At 70.5% G+C, this 19,336-nt stretch carries 19 protein-coding genes; 4 read left to right on the top strand and 15 right to left on the bottom strand.

All coding sequences use genetic code 11. The features are described from left to right. Positions 1 to 93: 93 nt before the first annotated feature. The 3 genes from MVF96_RS10535 to rimP form a co-directional block, all read right to left on the bottom strand. Positions 94 to 378, bottom strand: a complete 285-nt coding sequence (locus MVF96_RS10535) for a YlxR family protein (protein ID WP_058250131.1) — start codon at positions 376 to 378, stop codon at positions 94 to 96. Positions 379 to 479: 101 nt separating this feature from the next. Further along, positions 480 to 1,490: a transcription termination factor NusA gene (gene nusA / locus MVF96_RS10530; RefSeq protein ID WP_058250130.1), complete on the bottom strand. Its 1,011-nt coding sequence runs from the start codon at positions 1,488 to 1,490 to the stop codon at positions 480 to 482. 13 nt (positions 1,491 to 1,503) lie between these two features. After that, on the bottom strand, positions 1,504 to 2,100 hold the full coding sequence (rimP, locus tag MVF96_RS10525; RefSeq protein ID WP_159370652.1) for a ribosome maturation factor RimP: 597 nt from the start codon (positions 2,098 to 2,100) through the stop codon (positions 1,504 to 1,506). A gap of 96 nt (positions 2,101 to 2,196) precedes the next feature. Between rimP and MVF96_RS10520 the strand changes: the two genes are divergently transcribed. Together MVF96_RS10520 and MVF96_RS10515 are read left to right on the top strand one after the other, a co-directional pair. Next, complete coding sequence (locus MVF96_RS10520) at positions 2,197 to 2,760, top strand: hypothetical protein (protein ID WP_137809367.1); 564 nt, start codon at positions 2,197 to 2,199, stop codon at positions 2,758 to 2,760. Continuing rightward, positions 2,757 to 3,242, top strand: a complete 486-nt coding sequence (locus MVF96_RS10515; protein ID WP_247451960.1) for a ferritin-like domain-containing protein — start codon at positions 2,757 to 2,759, stop codon at positions 3,240 to 3,242. Before MVF96_RS10520 ends, MVF96_RS10515 begins: the two co-directional genes overlap by 4 nt. Before the next feature lie 6 nt (positions 3,243 to 3,248). Here MVF96_RS10515 and MVF96_RS10510 read toward each other — a convergent pair whose 3' ends face one another. Next, positions 3,249 to 4,979, bottom strand: a complete 1,731-nt coding sequence (locus tag MVF96_RS10510; RefSeq protein ID WP_247452091.1) for a proline--tRNA ligase — start codon at positions 4,977 to 4,979, stop codon at positions 3,249 to 3,251. Between MVF96_RS10510 and yaaA the strand changes: the two genes are divergently transcribed. After that, positions 4,978 to 5,760 (top strand): peroxide stress protein YaaA, encoded by a 783-nt coding sequence (gene yaaA / locus MVF96_RS10505; protein ID WP_171011579.1) that lies wholly within the window; start codon positions 4,978 to 4,980, stop codon positions 5,758 to 5,760. The two genes, MVF96_RS10510 and yaaA, sit on opposite strands and share 2 nt — an antisense overlap. Positions 5,761 to 5,782: 22 nt before the next feature. Here yaaA and MVF96_RS10500 read toward each other — a convergent pair whose 3' ends face one another. The 5 genes from MVF96_RS10500 to MVF96_RS10480 form a co-directional block, all read right to left on the bottom strand. Beyond that, positions 5,783 to 6,322 (bottom strand): pyridoxamine 5'-phosphate oxidase family protein, encoded by a 540-nt coding sequence (locus MVF96_RS10500; RefSeq protein ID WP_247451959.1) that lies wholly within the window; start codon positions 6,320 to 6,322, stop codon positions 5,783 to 5,785. Between the two features lie 29 nt (positions 6,323 to 6,351). Then, a complete protein-coding gene (locus MVF96_RS10495) occupies positions 6,352 to 7,809 on the bottom strand; it encodes a DHA2 family efflux MFS transporter permease subunit (RefSeq protein ID WP_065629077.1) in 1,458 nt (485 codons plus the stop codon). Between the two features lie 189 nt (positions 7,810 to 7,998). Beyond that, on the bottom strand, positions 7,999 to 9,303 hold the full coding sequence (gene cobA / locus MVF96_RS10490; protein ID WP_247451958.1) for a uroporphyrinogen-III C-methyltransferase: 1,305 nt from the start codon (positions 9,301 to 9,303) through the stop codon (positions 7,999 to 8,001). A gap of 28 nt (positions 9,304 to 9,331) precedes the next feature. Then, a complete protein-coding gene (locus MVF96_RS10485; protein WP_139104503.1) occupies positions 9,332 to 9,598 on the bottom strand; it encodes a hypothetical protein in 267 nt (88 codons plus the stop codon). An 11-nt stretch (positions 9,599 to 9,609) separates the two neighbouring features. After that, positions 9,610 to 10,617 (bottom strand): acyl-ACP desaturase, encoded by a 1,008-nt coding sequence (locus tag MVF96_RS10480; RefSeq protein ID WP_065628958.1) that lies wholly within the window; start codon positions 10,615 to 10,617, stop codon positions 9,610 to 9,612. A gap of 139 nt (positions 10,618 to 10,756) precedes the next feature. Between MVF96_RS10480 and MVF96_RS10475 the strand changes: the two genes are divergently transcribed. Next, on the top strand, positions 10,757 to 11,452 hold the full coding sequence (locus tag MVF96_RS10475; RefSeq protein ID WP_065628959.1) for a response regulator: 696 nt from the start codon (positions 10,757 to 10,759) through the stop codon (positions 11,450 to 11,452). Between the two features lies 1 nt (position 11,453). Here MVF96_RS10475 and MVF96_RS10470 read toward each other — a convergent pair whose 3' ends face one another. From MVF96_RS10470 to mqo, 6 genes are read right to left on the bottom strand one after another with little or no spacing between them, the layout of a single operon-like run. Further along, positions 11,454 to 13,112 carry a GAF domain-containing sensor histidine kinase gene (locus MVF96_RS10470; protein ID WP_247451957.1) on the bottom strand — a complete coding sequence of 553 codons (1,659 nt, stop codon included), beginning with the start codon at positions 13,110 to 13,112 and terminating at the stop codon, positions 11,454 to 11,456. Continuing rightward, positions 13,112 to 14,593 (bottom strand): cobyrinic acid a,c-diamide synthase CobB, encoded by a 1,482-nt coding sequence (locus MVF96_RS10465; protein ID WP_247451956.1) that lies wholly within the window; start codon positions 14,591 to 14,593, stop codon positions 13,112 to 13,114. Before MVF96_RS10465 ends, MVF96_RS10470 begins: the two co-directional genes overlap by 1 nt. Next, positions 14,587 to 15,204, bottom strand: a complete 618-nt coding sequence (gene cobO / locus MVF96_RS10460; RefSeq protein WP_247451955.1) for a cob(I)yrinic acid a,c-diamide adenosyltransferase — start codon at positions 15,202 to 15,204, stop codon at positions 14,587 to 14,589. Before cobO ends, MVF96_RS10465 begins: the two co-directional genes overlap by 7 nt. Positions 15,205 to 15,244: 40 nt before the next feature. Beyond that, entirely contained in the window at positions 15,245 to 17,218 is a 1,974-nt protein-coding gene (locus MVF96_RS10455; protein WP_247451954.1) for a VWA domain-containing protein, read from the bottom strand. Beyond that, the gene (locus tag MVF96_RS10450; RefSeq protein ID WP_247451953.1) at positions 17,215 to 17,718 is read right to left on the bottom strand and encodes a GNAT family N-acetyltransferase; all 504 of its coding nucleotides are present in this window, start codon (positions 17,716 to 17,718) and stop codon (positions 17,215 to 17,217) included. The genes MVF96_RS10455 and MVF96_RS10450 overlap by 4 nt, the downstream gene beginning before the upstream one ends. 46 nt (positions 17,719 to 17,764) lie before the next feature. After that, positions 17,765 to 19,291, bottom strand: a complete 1,527-nt coding sequence (mqo, locus tag MVF96_RS10445; RefSeq protein ID WP_058250116.1) for a malate dehydrogenase (quinone) — start codon at positions 19,289 to 19,291, stop codon at positions 17,765 to 17,767. Between the last annotated feature and the right edge of the window lie 45 nt (positions 19,292 to 19,336).

The following is a 19,336-nucleotide window of genomic DNA, read 5'->3' as shown; positions in this document are numbered from 1 at the left end:
CCTCACTTGGAGGCCAAGCGGCTCACCCGCTACGGCCTCGATTTAAGTCCGGTACATGCTCATCGTGACTTCACGGTGTGCTCATGTCTTCTGCTACCTGTTCCGGCTCCGGGGAGCCATCCTCTGGTGGGTGATCGCGCCGAGCTGTTCGGTGAGATCGTCCGGGTCCACGGTCAGACCGGGGGTCCGGAGTGCCGCGGCGAAGGCCCGGCGTCGCGTCGCGGTGGAGATGCACTCCGACCGCGCGTGCAGCCACGCGCCTCGTCCCGGCATGGTCTTCGCGGGATCGACCACGACTGTCGGGGTGTCACCGCACAGCTGTGCGACGACACGGACCAACTCGCCGGCCTCTGCCCGCTGCCGGCAACCGATGCACATCCGGATGGGTGTGCCGCCGGCTCGCGAACGGGGGGCGGATCGCTGAACCATCGATCAGTCTAGCGCGAGCGGGCCCGGCGGGGACAATCGGCCGCTGCGCGTCACTCCGGCCCGCCCTCGGCCGCCGGCGCGGCGTCGGACCGGATGTCGATCCGCCACCCCGTGAGCCGGGCCGCGAGCCGGGCGTTCTGGCCCTCTTTGCCGATGGCCAGCGACAGCTGATAGTCCGGCACGATGACCCGCGCGGCCTTGGCGGCGGCGTCGACGACCGTCACCGAGACAACCTTCGCGGGCGACAACGCATTCCCGACGAAGACCGCCGGGTCGGTGTCGAAGTCGATGATGTCGATCTTCTCGCCGGCGAGTTCGCTCATCACGTTCCGTACGCGCTGGCCCATCGGACCGATGCACGCGCCCTTCGCGTTGAGGCCGGCCACGCCGGTGTGCACCGCGATCTTCGACCGGTGGCCGGCCTCGCGCGCCACGGCGACGATCTCGACGCTGCCGTCCTCGATCTCGGGCACTTCGAGGGAAAACAGTTTGCGCACCAGGTTCGGGTGGGTCCGGGACAGGGTGATCTGCGGACCGCGCGGTCCGCGGCTCACGCCGACGACATAGCACTTGATCCGGTCGCCGTGGGTGTAGACCTCGCCGGGCACCTGCTCGGCGGGCGGGATGATGCCCTCGGTCGAGTTGGCGTCGCTGCCGATCTGGACGACGACCATCCCGCGCGCATTGGCGCGCGAGTCCTGCTGCACGACGCCGCCGACGATCTCACCCTCGTGGGCGACGAGGTCGCCGAAGTTCTTCTCGTTCTCGGCGTCGCGCAGGCGCTGGAGGATGACCTGCCGTGCGGTCGTCGCCGCGATGCGGCCGAAACCCTCGGGGGTGTCGTCCCATTCGTGGACGACGTTGCCGTCCTGGTCGACCTCCTGCGCCATCACGCGGACGGCGCCGGACTTGCGGTTGACGTCGACACGGGCGTGCGGTGCAAAACCGTCGGTGTGGCGGTAGGCCGTCAGCAGAGCGGTCTCGATGGCGGTGATGACGGTCTCGATCGAGATGCCCTTGTCGGCCTCGATCATGCGCAGGGCGGCGATGTCGATGTTCATGTCGGTCTCCTATTCACTTGTCGTGTTCATTTGTCGTGTTCAGTTGTCGCGCGGCGGCGGGGGCGCGGCGCGCTTCGATCTCGTCGGGTTCGAGGCCGCACAGTTCGAGCTCGCGGACGCTCGGCTGAGAGAAATCCACCTGCACCACGGCTTGGGTCACCGAGGCGAGGTCGACGGTCTCCATCGCGATCCGCCCCTTGTGGTTCGCGACCACCTCGACCGCCGGCGCCGGGTCGTCGAGCAGCCTGCCGATGCGTCCGGCGACGGTGCGCGGCTGCGATCCGGGTCCGCCGTCGACCTCCACGACGACGCGCCGACCGGTGTTGCGACGCCAGTGCCGGGGCAGGGTCAGCGGGCTGTCGACGCCGCGCGAGGTGACCTCGAGCACATAGGCGAGGTCGGCGAAGTCTGGTGTGGCGTCGAGGAGGTCGGAGATCTCGGTGCTCAGTCCGGCGAGGACGTCGAGGTCGCTGCCACCGTCGCGGTCGACCACGATCGACAGTTCGTCCTGGCCGTCCCGGCTGCGCACCGTGATGTCCTCGAGGTCGAATCCCCGCTCGGCGACGAGCTTTTCGACGAGTTCGCGCACCTGCGTCGGGCTGATCGGCATGCCACTCCCCTCGTCTTCAGTTGTCGGGCCGTGCCGGGTCTCGCACGACGTTGCTCCGAACATCCTAGTGGATCGATCGCGCGGAGAACTGCTGGCATGATGTCCCGGGTGAGCATGCCCCCGATCGAGCGACGGACCCTGCGGCACCCGATCGACCGGCGCACCGCCTTGCGCGGCGGACTCCTCGCGGGCGCCGTCGTCGTCGGTGCCGGGGCGGCCGGCGTCGGACTGACCGGTTGCGATTCGTCGCCCTCCGCGGAGACCCTGCTGGCCGAGAGCCTGGTGCCCCTGGTGCGCTCGGCGTCCGCGGACGAGAGCACCGCGCGCGCCCTGGTCGCCGTCGAGCCCGCCTACGCCACCGCACTCGGTGTCGTGGCCGATCAGCGCGCCCAGCACGCTCGCGCACTGCGCGAGGAGATCATCCGGCTCGACCAGGAGGTGGCGGCGACACTCGACCGTCCCGCCACCTCGGCGACCGCCTCGACATCCCCGGCGGGTGCCCCACCGGCGGCGCCGTCCCTCGCTCGACTGCGCGCCGATCTCGACGCCGCGGCCGGGCAGGCCCGCCGGGTCGCGCTCGGCGCCGCCGGGTACGCAGCCGGGCTGACCGGGTCGGTCGCCGCGGCCGTCACTTCGATGCGAGAGGTGCAACTGGCATGACGTCCCCCGTGAACACACCGGCGACGAACTCACCGGCAGCGCAAGCAGATCCCGACGACCCGCTGGTCGTCGCCGCCGAGACCGAGAACGCCGCGATCTTCACCTACGGCGTCATCACCGCCTTCGTCGCCGCCTCCCGTCGACGCACCGTCGCCGAGTACGCCGACGCCCATCGCGCCCGACGCGACGAGATCGACCGGACGATCGAGGCGGCGGGGAACACCCCGCCGCTGGCGGCCGCCGGCTACACGCTGCCGATCGAGGTCACCGACCCGACCACGGCGGCCCGCGCCGCGCTCGGCGCCGAGATCGACTGTGCGAGCGCCTATCGCGCATTGCTGGAGCAGGCCGACGACGAGACCGGACGCCGGATCGGCGCCGACGGGCTGTCGGAGAGCGCGGTGCGCGCCGCGCGCTGGCGGGTGGCTCTGCAGGAGAGCCCGGTCACGGTGGCGTTCCCCGGGTCCCCCGCAGGCGGCTGAACCCGCTCAGCCGCGGGCGGCCGCCACCACCGCGTCGACCGCGGTGTCGACCGCGACCTCGGTGGCCTCACCGGTGAAGCGGTCGCGGATCTCGATGGCGCCGTTGGCATATCCGCGGCCGACGACCACGACGGTCGGCATCCCCAGGAGTTCGGCGTCCTTGAACTTCACTCCGGGCGACGCCTTCCGGTCGTCCAGGAGCACCTCGAGACCGGCCGCGTCGAGGTCGGCGGCGAGCTGCTCGGCGCCGGCGACGGCGGCCTCGTCCTTGTTGGCGATGACGAGGTGAACCGCGAACGGCGCCACCGACTTCGGCCAGCGCAGGCCCTTGTCGTCGTGGGACTGTTCGGCGATGACCGCGACGAGGCGCGACACCCCGACACCGTAGGAACCCTGGGTCAGGCGGACCGGCTTGCCGTTCTCGCCGAGGACGTCCACCTCGAAGGCGTCGGTGTACTTCTGGCCGAGCTGGAAGATGTGCCCGATCTCGATGCCCTTGGCGCTCACCAGGGGTCCGGCGCCGTCCGGCGACGGATCGCCGTCGCGGATCTCGGCGGCCTCGACCGTCCCGTCGGGCGTGAAATCGCGGCCGGCGACGAGTCCGACGTAGTGCCGGCCCGGCTCATCGGCGCCGGTGATCCAGGAGGTCCCCTCGACCACCCGCGGATCGACGAGGTAGCGGATGCCGTTGTCGGCCAGCGCCTTCGGTCCGATGTATCCCTTGACCAGGAACGGGTTGGCGGCGAAGTCGGCGTCGGTGAGCAATTCGACCTCGGCGGGTTCGACGGACGCCTCGAGACGCTTGAAGTCGACCTCGCGATCGCCCGGAACACCGATGCCGGTGATCTCCCAGTCACCGCCCGGCACACGGAGTTTCACGAGCACGTTCTTGAGGGTGTCGGCGCCGGTGTACTGCCCGTCGAGCGTCGCGTTCGCCCAGTCGACCAGGCTGTCGATCGTCGGGGTACCGGGCGTGTCGTGGACGACCGCCGCGGGCAGGTCGTCGTAGGGCAGCGGGTCGGGCGCGCGGGTGATGACCGCTTCGACGTTGGCGGCGTAGCCGGATTCGACGCAGCGCACGAACGTGTCCTCGCCGACCGCCGACTCTGCCAGGAACTCCTCGGAGGCGCTGCCACCCATCGCGCCGGAGGTCGCGGCGACGATGACGTACTCGATCCGCAACCGCTCGAAGATCTTCTGATACGCCTCACGGTGCGCGTTGTAGGCGGTCTTGAGTCCGTCGTCGTCGAGGTCGAAGGAGTAGGCGTCCTTCATCACGAACTCACGTCCGCGGAGGATGCCCGCGCGCGGCCGTTCCTCGTCGCGGTATTTGGTCTGGATCTGGTAGAGGATGACCGGCATGTCCTTGTACGACGAGTACTCGCCCTTGACCAGCGTCGCGAACAGTTCCTCATGGGTCGGGCCGAGGAGCATGTCGGCACCCTTGCGGTCCTTGAGGCGGAAGAGCGAGTCGCCGTATTCGGTCCAGCGGTTGGTGGTGTCGTAGGGCTCGCGGGGCAGCAGGGCGGGCAGCAGGATCTCCTGGCCGCCGATGGCGTTCATCTCCTCGCGGACGACGTTCTCGATCGCCTTCAGCACGCGTAGACCGAGCGGCAGCCACGAGTACACACCGGGCGCGACTCGGCGGATGTAGCCGGCTCTGACCAGCAGCTTGTGGCTGGGGACCTCCGCGTCGGCGGGGTCGTCGCGCAGGGTCCGCAGGAACAGGGTCGACATGCGTGTGATCACGACCAACCAGCTTAGTTATGGTGTTGCGGTGCTCGTCATCCTGCCTCCCTCCGAAACAAAATCCGACGGCGGGCGCGGCGCTCCCCTGGATCTCGACACGCTGTCCTTCCCCGAGCTGAACCCGGTCCGCAAGCAGGTCGCCGACGCGCTCGTCGCCCTGGCCGCCGACCTCGAGGCCAGTCGTACCGCGCTCGGGCTCGGCGCCACCCAGCTCGACGAGGTCGACCGCAACGCCGACCTGTGGCTGTCCCCCACCCGGCCGGCTCTCGAGCGCTACACCGGCGTCCTCTACGACGCCCTCGATCACCGGTCGCTGACTCGGGCAGGCAAGACCAAGGCCGCCGACCGGCTGGCGATCGGGTCGGCGCTGTTCGGTGTCGTGCGGGCACCGGATCCGATTCCCGCGTATCGACTCTCGGGCGGGTCCAAACTGCCCGGGATGCCGACCCTGGCGGCGCTGTGGAAACCGGACCTGTCCCCCGCGCTGGACGCGGTCGACGACTTCGTCGTGGACCTGCGCTCGGGCGTCTACCACCAGCTCGGTCCGGTGCGCGGCGCGGTGACGGCGACCGTGATGACCGAACAACCGGACGGCTCACGCAAGGTGGTCAGCCATTTCAACAAGCACTACAAAGGTCTGATGGCCCGCGAGCTGGTCCGCACGCGGCGTTCCGTACGCGACGTGAACGGTGTGGCCGCGGTCCTCGCCGACGCCGGGCAGCGGGTCGAGATCGAAGCGCCGGACCGCATCGTCGTACTGACCGACTGACCCGGCACCGAGGTCCGCGACGCTACTGCGCGTCGAAGTCGAAGAGGGTTGCGCCACCGGGCTCCACGGTCTGCAGGACGGTCGCCCGTCGCGGCGTCACCCGGTAGACATACCAGGGCGGCGGGCCGGCCGACGGCGCACTGAAGTCGGCGGTCAGCGCGGCACCCGACTCGTCGACGCGGCACGGCCACCCGTCGCCCGCCCACAGCTCCGCCATCTCGGCGACGACGGCGGGCTCGGTGACCAGGTTCGCGTCGCCCTCGACCACCAGGTCGGCCTCGTCGAGTGCCACCGACAGGGTGCAGCGCGGGTCGCGGGCGAGGTTGCGCGCCTTCCGGGTCGACGGACCGGTCTCCAGCCAGATCGCGTCCCGATGCCACAGCGCCCCGATTCCGGTGACGTGCGGGCTGCCGTCGGCGTTGATCGTGGCGATCCACCACGTGTGCCGGTCGGGACCACCGGTCCCCGGCGCCTGGGACACCCCGGCGGTCAATCGGGCCGCGACGGGCTGCCAGTCGAGTGTGCCGATGTCGTAGAGCTCAGCGAGATTCTTGGCGTCCATACCGGGACCGACCGTGCGTCCGCCGGAATTCATCGCCGGGTGTCGGACCCCGGGGTGTTCGGCTCGGCGTCGAGCCCGGCGTCGAGCCCGGCGTCGGCGGCTTCCTGGGCGGCCTGTCCCTCGGCGACCTGCTCGGGCGTGAACCGCATGAACAGCACGACGATCGCGGCGAGGACGGCGATGCCCGCGCAGGCGGCGAAGGCCAGCCCGTAACCCTCGGCCTGCGCGGCGAGCTGGGTGGGATTCATCGTCTCGACCGGCGCGGTGGTGCCGCCCTTCGACAGCGCGCGCGAGGTGACCATCGCACCGACGGCAACCAGGCCGACGGCCCCGCCGAGGTTCTGCGCGACCTGCGCGAGCGCGGTCAGGGGGCCGATCTCGGTGGTGCCCACCCCGGCCACCACGGACAGGGTCAGCGGGATGACTGCCAGACCGACGCCGAAGCCGATCACGACGACGGGGACGAAGATGCTCGGGAAGTAGTCCGGTGAGTCGGTCGCGATCGACGATGCGTAGAGGCAGCCGACGAGGATCACCGCGCCGCCGACCAGGACGAGCCAGCGCGGCTGGATCATCAGCGCCAGCTTCGACGCGATCGCCGCGGCGATGCCCAGCCCGAACGCGAACGGCACGACCGCGAGCCCGCTCTGGATCGGCGAGTACTGCAGGATGCCCTGCAGGTACAGCGAGATGAACACCGCCATGCACATCATGATCATGCTGGCGAGCAGGATGGCGAGCAGGGCTGCGACGCGGGAGCTGTTGTCGAAGAGGGAGAACGGCAGCAGTGGGTTCCGGGCGCGCCGTTCGACCACGATGAACGCGGCCAGGGCGAGGGCGCCGAGGATGAACGAGCCGACCACGACCGGCGCCGTCCAACCGTTGGGCCCCTCGTTCACCGCGAGCACCAGCAGGGTGCAACCGAGGGTGCCGAGGACCGCGCCGGGCACGTCGAGGGGCAGCCGCTCACCCTGGGATTCCCGCAGCGCAACGATCGCCCCGACGACGACGATCAGACCGATCGGCACGTTGATGAGGAAGACCAGGCGCCACGACAGCTCGGTCAGCACCCCGCCGAGGATGAGCCCGGCCACCGATCCCACGCCGGTCATGGCCGCGTAGACCGCGAAGGCCTGACTGCGCGGTTTGCCGGGCGCGAAGGTGGTGGCGACCAGCGCCATGGCGGTGGGCGCCGCGATCGCCGCCGACGCGCCCTGCAGGGCCCGGCCGGCGAGGAGGCTCGCCTCGTTCCAGGCCAGTCCGCACAGCAGCGAGGTGAGGGTGAAGGCGACCACGCCGACGATGAACATCCGTTTGCGCCCGAACGTGTCACCGAGTCGGCCGCCGAGGAGCATGAGACCGCCGAACGCCAGCACGTAGCTGCTGATGACCCAATTGGCGCTGGACTCCGAGAGCGTGAGCGCGTCGCGGATGCTCGGGAGCGCCAGCGCGGCCACGGTGCCGTCGAGCACGACGAGCAACTGCATCCCGGACAGCACCAGGATCGGCAGTCCGAAGACCGGACGGAACTGCTCGCTGTTCCCCGCTCCTGTGTTCACCGTTCCAGTGTTCACGGTTCCGGTGTTCGCAGCTCCGGGAGTCGACATAGAGAACGACCGTACCGGCCGACCGCCGGGACATGCCAATCTGCGTTGATCCGGTTTGGGTTGATCCGGTCAGGCGCCCTCGGTGAACGCGGCCACGTCGCCGATGACGACGATCGCGGGCGGACGCAGCCCCTCGGCCTCCGCGACCTCGCCGGCGTGGGCGAGATCGGTACGCAGCAGACGCTGGGTCGGCAGGGATCCGTTCTCGATCATCGCGACCGGGGTGTCGGGCCGCCGGCCGCCCTCGAGCAAGGCGTCGGCGAAGACCTCGACGCGTTCGACCGCCATCATCAGGACCAGGGTGCCGCGCAGCTTGCCCATGGCCGACCAGTCGATCAGCGAGTCGGGGTGGCCGGGCGGCACGTGGCCCGAGGCGATCACGACCTCGTGGGTGACGCCGCGGTGCGTCACCGGGATGCCCGCCGATGCCGGTGCGGCGATCGAGCTGCTGATCCCCGGCACCACGGTGACCGGGACCCCGGCGGCCACACAGGCCTGCAGTTCCTCGAAACCCCGCCCGTAGACATAGGGGTCGCCGCCCTTGAGGCGGACCACGAACTTGCCCTCCTTGGCCTTCTCCACGAGGACGTCGTTGATGGCTTCCTGCTTCATCGCGCGGCCGTAGGGCACTTTGGCGGCGTCGATCACCTCGACCTGCGGGCCGAGTTCGGCGAGCAGTTCGGGGGGCGCGAGCCGATCGGCCACCACCACGTCGGCCTCGGCGAGGAGCCGTTGGCCGCGGACGGTGATCAGGTCGGGGTCGCCGGGACCGCCACCGACGAGGGCCACGCCGGCGGCGTGCGGGGCGGCGTCGTCGACACTCAGCGACCCCTCGGCGAGGGCACGGCTCATCGCGGCGCGGAGTGCGGCCGACAGTTTGTGGTCGCCGCCGGCGAGGACGCCGAACTGGACGTCGCGGTGACGGCCGGATGCCGGGGTGACGGCGGTGCCGTGGCGGGCGTCGTCGGCCCGGACACAGAACGTGTGCCTGCGCTCGGCCTCGGCCACCACCGCCTCGTTGACGGCGGGATCGTCGGTGCAGGCCATCGCGTACCAGGCGCCCTCCAGATCACCGTCGGCGTAGCGGCGCTGGGTGACGGTGATGCCGGTGAAGGATTCGACGGCCGGGGTGGGATCGAGCGCGATGACGTGCACGTGGGCACCCGCAGCGACCAGATTGGGCAGCCGCCGCTGCGCCACCGACCCGCCGCCCACCACGACGACCTTGCGTCCGCGGAGGTCGAGGCCGACCAGGTAGTGCCCCTCGCCGGAGGGGAAAGCATCGGGCCCGGGGACGTTCGGGGGTCCTGGGACATTCGACCCCGATACATTCGACCCCGGGACATTAGACACGGCGGAGGCAGGCTCGGACATGGGAGCTGACCTTACCGGGACAGCTGATCTAGAGCGGCAACTCACCCGTCCGGCGGACGTGGGCCCACACATCGGCAGCCGGGACACCGAGCCGGTGGGCCGCGGACTGCAGGAGCGCCCCGAGCAGGCTCGACGTGCAGAACGCGGCATCCAGCGAGTCGTCGGCGTTGATCCGGATCTGGTTCCACCACAGCGGGTTCCGATCCACGGCGGCCTCGGCCATGGCGATCGCGGTGGCGAAGCCGGCAGGGGCGGAGGCGGACTTCCCAGCGCCGGTCCCCCTCACTTCGGTCACGGTCACGTCGGTCACCGGGCCCGCAGTTCTCGTGCGTGCTGGCGCTGCAGCGCCCGCTCCCGCGACTCCTCGAACTTGCGCACCTTGACGTCCATCTCCTCCAGGAACTCCGCGAGGCGTTCGCGGTAGTGCTCGCCGACCGGCCCGAAGTCGTCGCGCTCGAAGATGCGCCACTTCCGCAGCACGGGCATGACGACGTCCGACATGTGTTGCGGCAGATCGTAGATGCCGCCCTTGGCGATCAACACGGCGTTGCGCCGGAAGTTCGGCATGGTCGCGCCGGGCATCTGGAAGTTGGTCACGATCGCGTGGATGGCGGCCATGGTCTCGTCGGGAACGAGGTCGAGCGCGCCGGCGACGATGTTGCGGTAGAAGAGCATGTGCAGGTTCTCGTCGGCCGCGACACGCTGCAGCATGCGGTCGGCGATCGGGTCCCCGCATGCCTTCCCGGTGTTGCGGTGCGAGACCCGGGTGGCCAGTTCCTGGAAACTGACGTACGCGACCGCGAACAGCATGTCGAAGCTGTGGTCGCGCTGCCCGTCGTCGTCGGGCAGGGGGTTGAACCCCGACGTCATGTGCGCCATGCGGATCTCTTCGAGTTCGACCGGGTCGACACCGCGGGTCACCACCAGGTAGTCGCGCATCACGATCGAGTGGCGGTTCTCCTCGGCCGTCCAGCGCCCCACCCACCAGCCCCAGGCATCGTCGAGGGTGAAGTTGTCGGCGATCACCCGGTGGTACGACGGCAGGTTGTCCTCGGTGAGCAGGTTGGTGATCATCGCGGCCTTGGCGACGTCGGAGAGCCGGGACTGTGCCGGATCCCAGTCGAGTCCGCCGAGAGCCGCGAAGTTGCGTCCGTCGTCCCAGGGCACGTAGTCGTGCGGGTGCCAGTCGCGCGTCATCTTCATGTGCCGCTCGACCTCGGTCTCGCACACGGGCAGCAGTTCACGCAGTAGATCCGAACCGGTCATGCCGCGGTCGGCGGGTTCGGCGTCGGGGGGTCCGATGAGGGTGGTCACGTGCTCTCCTGATCACAGCGGGGGTCGTACCATCCACTCTGCGCGGCGGGACGGGTGGTGCTCGTGAGGCGAAGGTCCCGCCTGTATGGGGTCCGACGTCGCGACTTCCCGGCGCCGCACATCCGGTACTTTCAGACCCATGTCCCCTGCCACGACCGATTCGGCCACCGCCGATCCGACCCCGTCCCCGAATCCGGTCCGCGCCTACCTCGTCGACGACCACGAACTCGTCCGGCGCGGTCTGCGCGACCTGCTCGGGACCGCCGGCGACATCGAGGTGGTGGGCGAGGCGGCCTCGGTCGGCGAAGCCCTCGTCGGCATCCTGGCGACCAAGCCCGATGTCGCCGTGCTCGACGTCCGGTTGCCCGACGGCAACGGGGTCGAGCTGTGCCGGGACGTCCGCGCGGCCGAACCGGGGATCAAGTGCCTGATGCTCACGAGCTACGCCGACGACGATGCACTGCTCGCCGCGGTCCTCGCCGGCGCCTCGGGTTTCGTGCTCAAACAGATCCTGGGGCACAACCTGGTCGCCGCGGTCCGGACCGTCGGTCGGGGCGGTTCACTGCTCGACGATCGGTCCACGGCGGCCCTGCTCGCCAAGCTGCGCAACGAGAAGCAGACCGAGAAGGATCCGCTCGCCGAGCTCACCCATCAGGAGCGCGAGGTGTTCGCCCTCATCGGCGAGGGCCTGACCAATCGGCAGATCGCCGGCCGGATGTTCCTGGCGGAGAAGACGATCAAGAACTACGTGTCCCGCATCCTGGGCAAATTGGACATGCAGCGACGCACCCAGGTCGCCGTGATGGCGACCAGACTCCGCGACGGCAAGGAGTGAGTCAACCCACCAGCGGCACCGACCAGGTGAGCGTCGTCCCGCCGCCGCTGGTCCGGCCCTCGCTCGTCCCGCCCCCACTCGTCCCCCGCGGGCGGGTGACGATGCTGAACGTCCCGTCGCAGTCCTCGGCGCGGCGCGTCAGGTTCTCGAGACCCCGATAGGTGACGTCGGCGCCGATGCCGACCCCGTCGTCGCTGATCTCGACGGTCAGGACGTCGTCGGCGGTCACCGACACCGCGATGTGGTCGGCCCGCGCGTGCCGGAGCGCGTTGCTCAAGCCCTCTCGCAGGACGGCGTCGATGTGTGGTCCGAGGGAGTCCGGGACCACCGTGTCGACGGGGCCGTCGAACTCCACGCTCGGCGAGATCGACGCGTGCCCGGACAGTTCGGAGACGATGTCGAGCACCCGCCGCCGCAGCGTCGGGCCGATGTCGGTTCCGTAGGGCGTCTGCAGGTCGAAGATCGAGGTGCGGATCTGCGCGATCGTGCGGTCGAGGTCGGTCATGATCTGCTCCAGGCGCGCGGCCGCGGCGGCCGGATCGGTGGTCCCGGCCAGCAACGTCTGTACCGACATCCCGACCGCGAAGAGTCGCTGGATCACATGATCGTGCAGGTCGCGGGCGATGCGGTGCCGGTCTTCGAGGACCTCGAGATCGCGGGCGATCTGTTGCTGCTCGGCGTAGACGACCGCCAGCGAGGCGACCTCGGCGACACCGGCGAGCCCGGCGATCTCCTCGTCGTCCCAGTAGGGGCGGTTACGGTGGGTGATGAGCATCCAGCCGAACGCCCCCGATGCGCGCTGGAGGGGTTGCACCGAGGTCCAGCGGGCGCCGCCCCGTATCAGCGACTCGGCGATCTGGCCGGAACGCTGCACCCGCAGCGCCGTGGCGTCCGGCGGGATGAAGTTCTCGATCTCCACCGGATCGCCGGTGTGCCCGCGTAGTTCCACCTCCCCCGCCATCTCGGTGAGCAGGTAGACATCGACCGCGCCGACGAGACCGGCGACATCGGCGCACATCCGGGACATGGTGTCCGACAGCGCGATTCCGGCCAGCGGCTCCGACCCACGCCGGGCCAGGACCTGCATCCAGCGGTGGCGGGTGCGGGCCCGTTCGAAGAGACCCGCGTTGTCGACGGCGATCCCGGCGGCCACCGCCAGCACCGCGACGACGGTCTCGTCGACCTCGGAGAAGTCCTCCGCGGACCGCTTCTCGGTCAGGTACAGACTGCCGAACACCTCGCCGCGCACCATGATCGGAGCACCGAGGAAGGTGTGCATCGGGGGGTGGTTGGGCGGGAACCCGACCGACGTCGGATGGGCGCCGAGGTCGTGGATGCGGTGCAGGCGGGGATCGTCGATGAGCAGGCCGAGGACCCCGCGGCCGACCGGCAGATGTCCCATGGTGGCGCGTTGCGCATCGCTGATGCCGATGTGCACGAATTCACTCAGCCCGCCGTCCGGCCCGCGCACGCCGAGGGCACCGTACTGGGCGTCCACGAGTCCCGCCGCGACCTCGACGATGCGCTGCAGCGCGCGGTCGAGTTCGACCCCCTGCCCGACCACCAGCACCGCCTCCAGCAGTTCCCGGAGCAGGGCGGGATCGTCGGCACCGTGATCGGCGAGCGCGTCGAGCGTCTCGCGGAGCCGGTGCGCCAGCATCAGGACGCCCCGGGGGCGTCGCCGACGGACTGGGGCGTCGGCACCCGCCCACTCTCGGCGGATCGGGACACGAAGCGGCACAACGCTTCCGGGATCGCGGCCGGATGCAGATGCAGGTACGAGGCGTGCACTGCGGCCGTCGCGACCCCGTGCATCGACGCGCGGCCCGCCGAATCCCGCCAGGCCCAGGCCGGGGCGAGCGCGCCGTCGCCGACCCCGCTGCGGTGGAACTCGTGACCGGTGACGCGTTCGCCGGTCCGGAACAGGGCCGAGTCGCCCACGGCCACGGCATCGCGGTATCCCAGCGTCAGGGTCGGGCCGAAGTGGCCGGGGATGTCGAGGACGCCGCTCATCGGGTGCCCGTCGAGTTCGGTGCACAGGTACAGCAGGCCCGCGCACTCGGCGTGGATCGGCCGACCCGCCGCGGCGTGCGCCCGGAGGTCGGCGCGCAGGAGATCGTTGGCGGCCAGCGCCTCGGCGTGTTCTTCCGGGAATCCGCCACCGATCACCACGCCGGCCGCGTCCGCGGGCAACCGGTCCACGAGCGGGTCGAAGACGACGACGCGCGCGCCGGCGGCGGTCAGCACCTCGGCGTGCTCGGCGTAACCGAAGGTGAACGCCGCGCCCCCGGCGACCGCGATCACCGGCGAACCGGCCGACGCGTCGGGACGATACGGCGCGACGGCTTCCGCAGCCGACCAGGCCGCGGCGTCGGGGACCGCACGTCCGCGGGCGGCGGCCACGATCGCCGGCAGGTCGAGGGCGCCGCGCAGGTGCGCGGTCATCGCGTTCACGGCGGCGACCGCGTCGGCGTTGCGTTCGGCGGCCGGGATCAGGCCCAGGTGCCGGGAGGGCACCGTCAGCGACGGGTGGCGCCGCAGCACACCGAGAACCGGCAGTCCCACCCGCGCGGCGGCCTGTCGCAGCACCATCTCGTGGCGTGGCGAACCGACCCGGTTGAGGATGACGCCCGCGATCGACACCGAGGGGTCGTAGGAGAGGAACCCGTGCAGCACGGCGGCCAGCGACTGGCTGTGGCCCGCGGCGTCGACGACGAGGATCACCGGCGCACCGATGATCGACGCGACGTGCGCGGTGGAGCCGACGCCGAGCGAACCGGCATCGCCACCTGGACTGCCGCCCGTGCCGTTGCCGCTGTCGGAATCCACGATCCGGCCGTCGAAGAGGCCCATCACGCCCTCGACGACCGCGATGTCGGCGCCCGCGGCGCCGTGGGCGAAGAGCGGCGCAATGCGTTCGGCGCCCACGAGATTCGGGTCGAGATTGCGTCCGGGTCGTCCGGCCGCGACGGCGTGGTATCCGGGATCGATGTAATCGGGGCCGACCTTGAATGGCGCCACCCGGTGTCCGGCCGCCCGCAGAGCGCCGATGAGGCCGGTCGTCACGGTGGTCTTGCCGCTGCCCGACGACGGCGCGGCGATCACGACGGCGGGCGTCGACGCCCGCACGGAGGTCACCATTCGATCCCCTTCTGCCCCTTGCGTCCGGCGTCCATCGGGTGGGCGACCTTGTGCATCTCGGTCACGAGATCGGCAGCGTCGACGAGGGCCTGCGGGGCGCGCCGGCCGGTGATGACCACATGCTGGCGTCCGGGTCGGCGGGCGAGGGTGTCGAGCACCTGAGCGGTGTCCACCCAGCCCCAGTGCAGCGGATAGGTGAACTCGTCGAGGACGTAGAAGTCGTGTTCGCCGGCATCGAGACGGCGTGCGATCTCCGCCCACCCGGCCCAGGCGGCGGCGGCGTGGTCGTCGTCCTGGTCGTCGTTGGCCCGCAACCAGGACCAGCCCTGACCCATCTTGTGCCATTCCACCGGCCCACCGGCGCCGGTCTCCGCGTGCACCCGGTCGAGGGTGAGCATCGTCGACTCCTCCCCCACCTTCCACTTCGCACTCTTGACGAACTGGAACACCGCGACCCGCATACCCGCGTTCCACGCGCGCATCGCCATCCCGAAGGCGGCGGTCGACTTGCCCTTGCCGTCGCCGGTGTGCACCGCGAGGACGGGCTGATTACGGCGCTGTCGCGTCGTCAAGCCGTCATCGGGGATGCTGACCGGAACTCCCTGGGGCACTCGACTTCTCCTCTGGTCTCAGTTCGGGGTGGCGGGGCGGTCAGGCCGCTCCCCGCGCGGGTGCGTGTCCCGTCAGCGCGGTGGCGGACAGTTCGTCCATCGGGATCAGGCTCGCGCCGAGATGGGCCGCGAGATCGCCGGCGAGTCCGAGCCGGACCATCCCCTGCTCGCAGTCGACGACCACGGACCCGATGCCGCGACGACGGATACCGTCCGCGGCTTCCCGCGCCCGTGCCATCGCGCCTCGTCCTGAGGTGGCACGACCGTCGGTGAGCACCACCAGCAGCGGCCGCCGGTCGGGCTCGGCGCGGCGACACCGCTGCACGACATCGGCGGCGAGCTGCAGGCCCTCGCCGAGCGGTGTCCGGCCGCCGGTGCGGACCTCCTCGAGGCGGCGCACCGCGATCTCGACCGATTTGGTGGGCGGCACCGCAAGCGTCGCGGAGGAACCCCGCGCCACGACCACCGCGACGCGGTCGCGCCGGGTATACGAGTCGCGCAACATCTCCACGCACAGTTCGGACACCGCGGCCAGCCGACGCCGGGCGGTCATCGACCCGCTGAGGTCGACCACGAAGACGACGAGGTTGGCCTCCTGGCCGACCCGCTGCGCCGACCGCAGGTCGGGGGCCGCGATCCGCACACCGCGCTCGGACCCGGTCCCGCCACGACCGGCCCGGCCCGCGGCGGCGAGCACCGTGCCGAACAGATGCACCGGTCGGCCGGCATCGAAGTCCACGGCATGGGTGGTGTGTCCGCGACGGCTCCGCGCCTTCGAGCGGCGACCCGGGTCTCCGTCGCCGAGTCCGTCGACGCGCAGGGTCGGCATGCGGCGGGCCGTCGAGGTCGGCACGGACCCGAACGCCGGTCCGGGAGCGTGCTGCGGGGCGTCGGTGTCGCCGGTCTCGGGAGCCGCATCGGGGTCGGTGTCGGGCGCCGGGCCGGTGTCGGATGCGGAGTCCGGGGCCTCGCCGCCGCCACCGGGCGGTGGTGTCTCGGGCGGTTCCGGGTCGTCATCGGGTGTGTCGGGTCCGGCCGCGTCCTCGCCCGCCGACATCGCCTCGTCGAGCTGGTCGCGGCTGAGCCCCGACTCGTCGAAGGGGTTGCGGCGGCGCCGATGCGGCAGCGCGAGCTCGACGGCCGCCCGGACGTCGACGTCCTCGACGGCGGTGGCCCCGCGCCAGGCGGCATGAGCGAGCGCGGTCCGGGCCACCACGATGTCGCCGCGGAGTCCGTCGACGTCGAGGTGGGCGCAGATCCCGGCGATACGGCGCAACTCCCGGTCCGGGAGGGCCACCGCACCCACGGCGGCTCGTGCGCTCGCGATCCGTTGTGTCAGTTCGTGTTCGGCGGCGGCGTGGGCGGCGACGAACGATGCCGGGTCGGCGTCGTACGCCATGCGGCGGCGCACCACCTCCACGCGTTCGTCGACCTCGCGGCCGGCGGCCACGTCGACGGCGAGCCCGAACCGGTCGAGCAGCTGCGGGCGCAACTCTCCCTCCTCCGGGTTCATGGTGCCGACGAGAACGAAATCGGCCGCCTGGGTGTGTGACACACCATCGCGTTCGATCGTGACCCGTCCACTGGCCGCCGCGTCCAGCAGCACGTCGACGAGGTGATCGGCCAGCAGGTTGACCTCGTCGATGTACAGCACCCCGCGGTGCGCCCGGGCGAGCAGACCGGGAGTGAACTCGGCACGGCCGTCCCGCAGCACCGAGGTGAGATCGAGCGAGCCGATCACACGGTCCTCGGTCGCACCGATGGGCAGTTCGACCACGCCGCCGGCGGTATCGTCTGTGGAACCGGGGACGCTGAGCAGCGGGCCGAGCCCGCGCACGATGGTCGATTTCGCGGTGCCCTTCTCCCCGCGGATCAGGACACCCCCGATCCCCGGCGAGATGGCCGACAGGATCAGTGCGAGTTTGAGCTGCTCCTGCCCCACGACGGCGCTGAACGGATAGCGCACGTCAGCGAGGGGGTCCACGGAAGCGGGGAGGTCACCGAGGGTCGTCATCGTGACCCGGCGCGGAGCATCGACACGTGGGGGATCCCGTCCTCGAGGTAGTCGTCGCCGTCGCGGACGAAACCGAACTTGCCGTACATCTCGGTGAGGTAGGTCTGCGCCTCGATCCGGCACGGGCGATCCCCGACCTCGGCGAGCGCGGCGGTCATGAGGGTCGCCACGAGGCCGTGACCCCGATGGTTGCGTTCGGTGCAGACACGGCCGATCCGGAAGACCTGTCCGCCGTCGGCCTCCGGTTCCTCGAGCAGACGCAGCGTCGCCAGTACCGCACCGGGGTCGGGCCCGTCCTCGTCGCCTCCGTCGGTCCGGTCCCCACCGTCGGTGATCCAGAACTGGCGCGTCGCCGGTTCCAGGTCTCGGCCGTCGAGTTCGGGATACGGACAGGCCTGCTCGACGACGAAGACCTCGACCCGCAGCCGGAGGACCCGATACAGCGTGGCTGCGTCCATGTCGTCGGCCAGGGCGCGGTGCACCCGCGGTTCAGAGATCATGTGTCGTGGTTAGCACACAAGTCGACCGGACTTCACCTCGCGCGGATCAGCCGGCGGTGGCGGGCGCGAGCCGGCCGGTCTCGGCCGGGACCTCGTTCCGGTCGGTCAGCTGCAGCGTCTTGTTCGTCCAGTCCCACACCTGGCGGTACAGGTCGCGGTTGTCGTTGAGCTTCTGACCGAAGGACGGGATGATCGCGGTCAGCTTCGACGACCAGCCCGCGTACTCCTTCGGGAAGCACTGTTCGAGCACCGAGATCATCGCCGGCACGGCGGTCGAGGCGCCGGGGGACGCACCGAGGAGCCCGGCGATGGTGCCGTCGCCGGCCGCGACGACCGCGGTGCCGAACTCCAGCTGACCACCCACCCCGGTCTTGCGGATGACCTGCACGCGCTGTCCGGCGGTGATGAGCTCCCAGTCGGCGCCGAGCGCGCGGGGGACGAATTCCGACAGCGTCTTCACCCGGTCGGCCGGCCCGGCGGCGAGTTCGCTGATGAGGTACTTCAGCAGCCCGAACTCCTTGGGAGCGATCGACACCATGGGGAGCAGGTTGCCCGGCTTGATCGAGGCGGGCAGGTCGGTGATCTTGCCGCTCTTGAGGAACTTCGGCGACCACCCGGCGTACGGACCGAACAGCAGGCCCGGCTTGTGGTTGATGACGCGGGTGTCGAGGTGCGGCACCGACATCGGCGGGGCACCGACGGCGGCCTGCCCGTAGACCTTCGCGTGATGCTCGGCGACGAGATCGGGGTTGGTGCAGCGGAAGAACTCACCGGACACCGGGAACCCGCCGAACCCCTTGGCTTCTTTGATGCCCGACTTCTGCAGCAGGTGCAGCGCACCGCCGCCGGCACCGACGAACACGAACTTCGCGTGCACGGACAGCTTCTGCCCGGTCCGGCCGTTGCGGACCTTCACGATCCAGCTGCCGTCGGACTGCTTGGACAGGTTGGTCACCGAATGGCCGAAGTAGATGTCGGCGCCCTGGGCGACGTAGTTGAGGAGCTGCTGGGTGAGCGCGCCGAAATCGACGTCGGTACCCTGGTCGAACCAGTTCAGTGCGACCGGGTCGGCGAAGTCGCGTCCCTCCGACATCAGCGGCAGTCGCGCGGTGAACTCGGCCGGGTCGTCGATGAACTCCATGCCCTCGAACAGGGTCTGGGTCGCGAGATTGTCGTAGCGCTTGCGGAGGTACTTCTGGCCTTCGGCGCCGTGGGTGAAGGCGACGTGCGGGATGGGGTTGATGAACTCCGACGGGTCACCGAGGATGCCGTTGTCGACCGAGTGGGCCCAGAACTGGCGCGACACCTGGAACTGCTCGTTGATGGTGAGCGCCTTGTCGATGTTGACGTCGCCGTCGGCGGTCTTCGGCGTGTAGTTCAGCTCGCAGAGTGCCGAGTGTCCGGTGCCGGCGTTGTTCCACGGGTCGCTGCTCTCGGCGGCTGCGGCGTCGAGCTGCTCGAACAGGCTGATCGACCAGTCGGGCTGAAGCTGTCGGAGCAGCGCTCCGAGGGTCGCACTCATGATTCCCGCACCCACCAACGCGACGTCGGTCGTGATCACCGTTTTCGACACCTGGACTCCACTTCACCTGGAGGGACACTGTGACCGGTGTTCGTC

It is taken from the genome of Gordonia hongkongensis (genome assembly GCF_023078355.1).
GTDB lineage: Bacteria > Actinomycetota > Actinomycetes > Mycobacteriales > Mycobacteriaceae > Gordonia > Gordonia hongkongensis.
The sequence above is the reverse complement of the archived record's forward strand: the minus strand, read 5'-3'. Positions and strand labels throughout refer to the sequence as shown.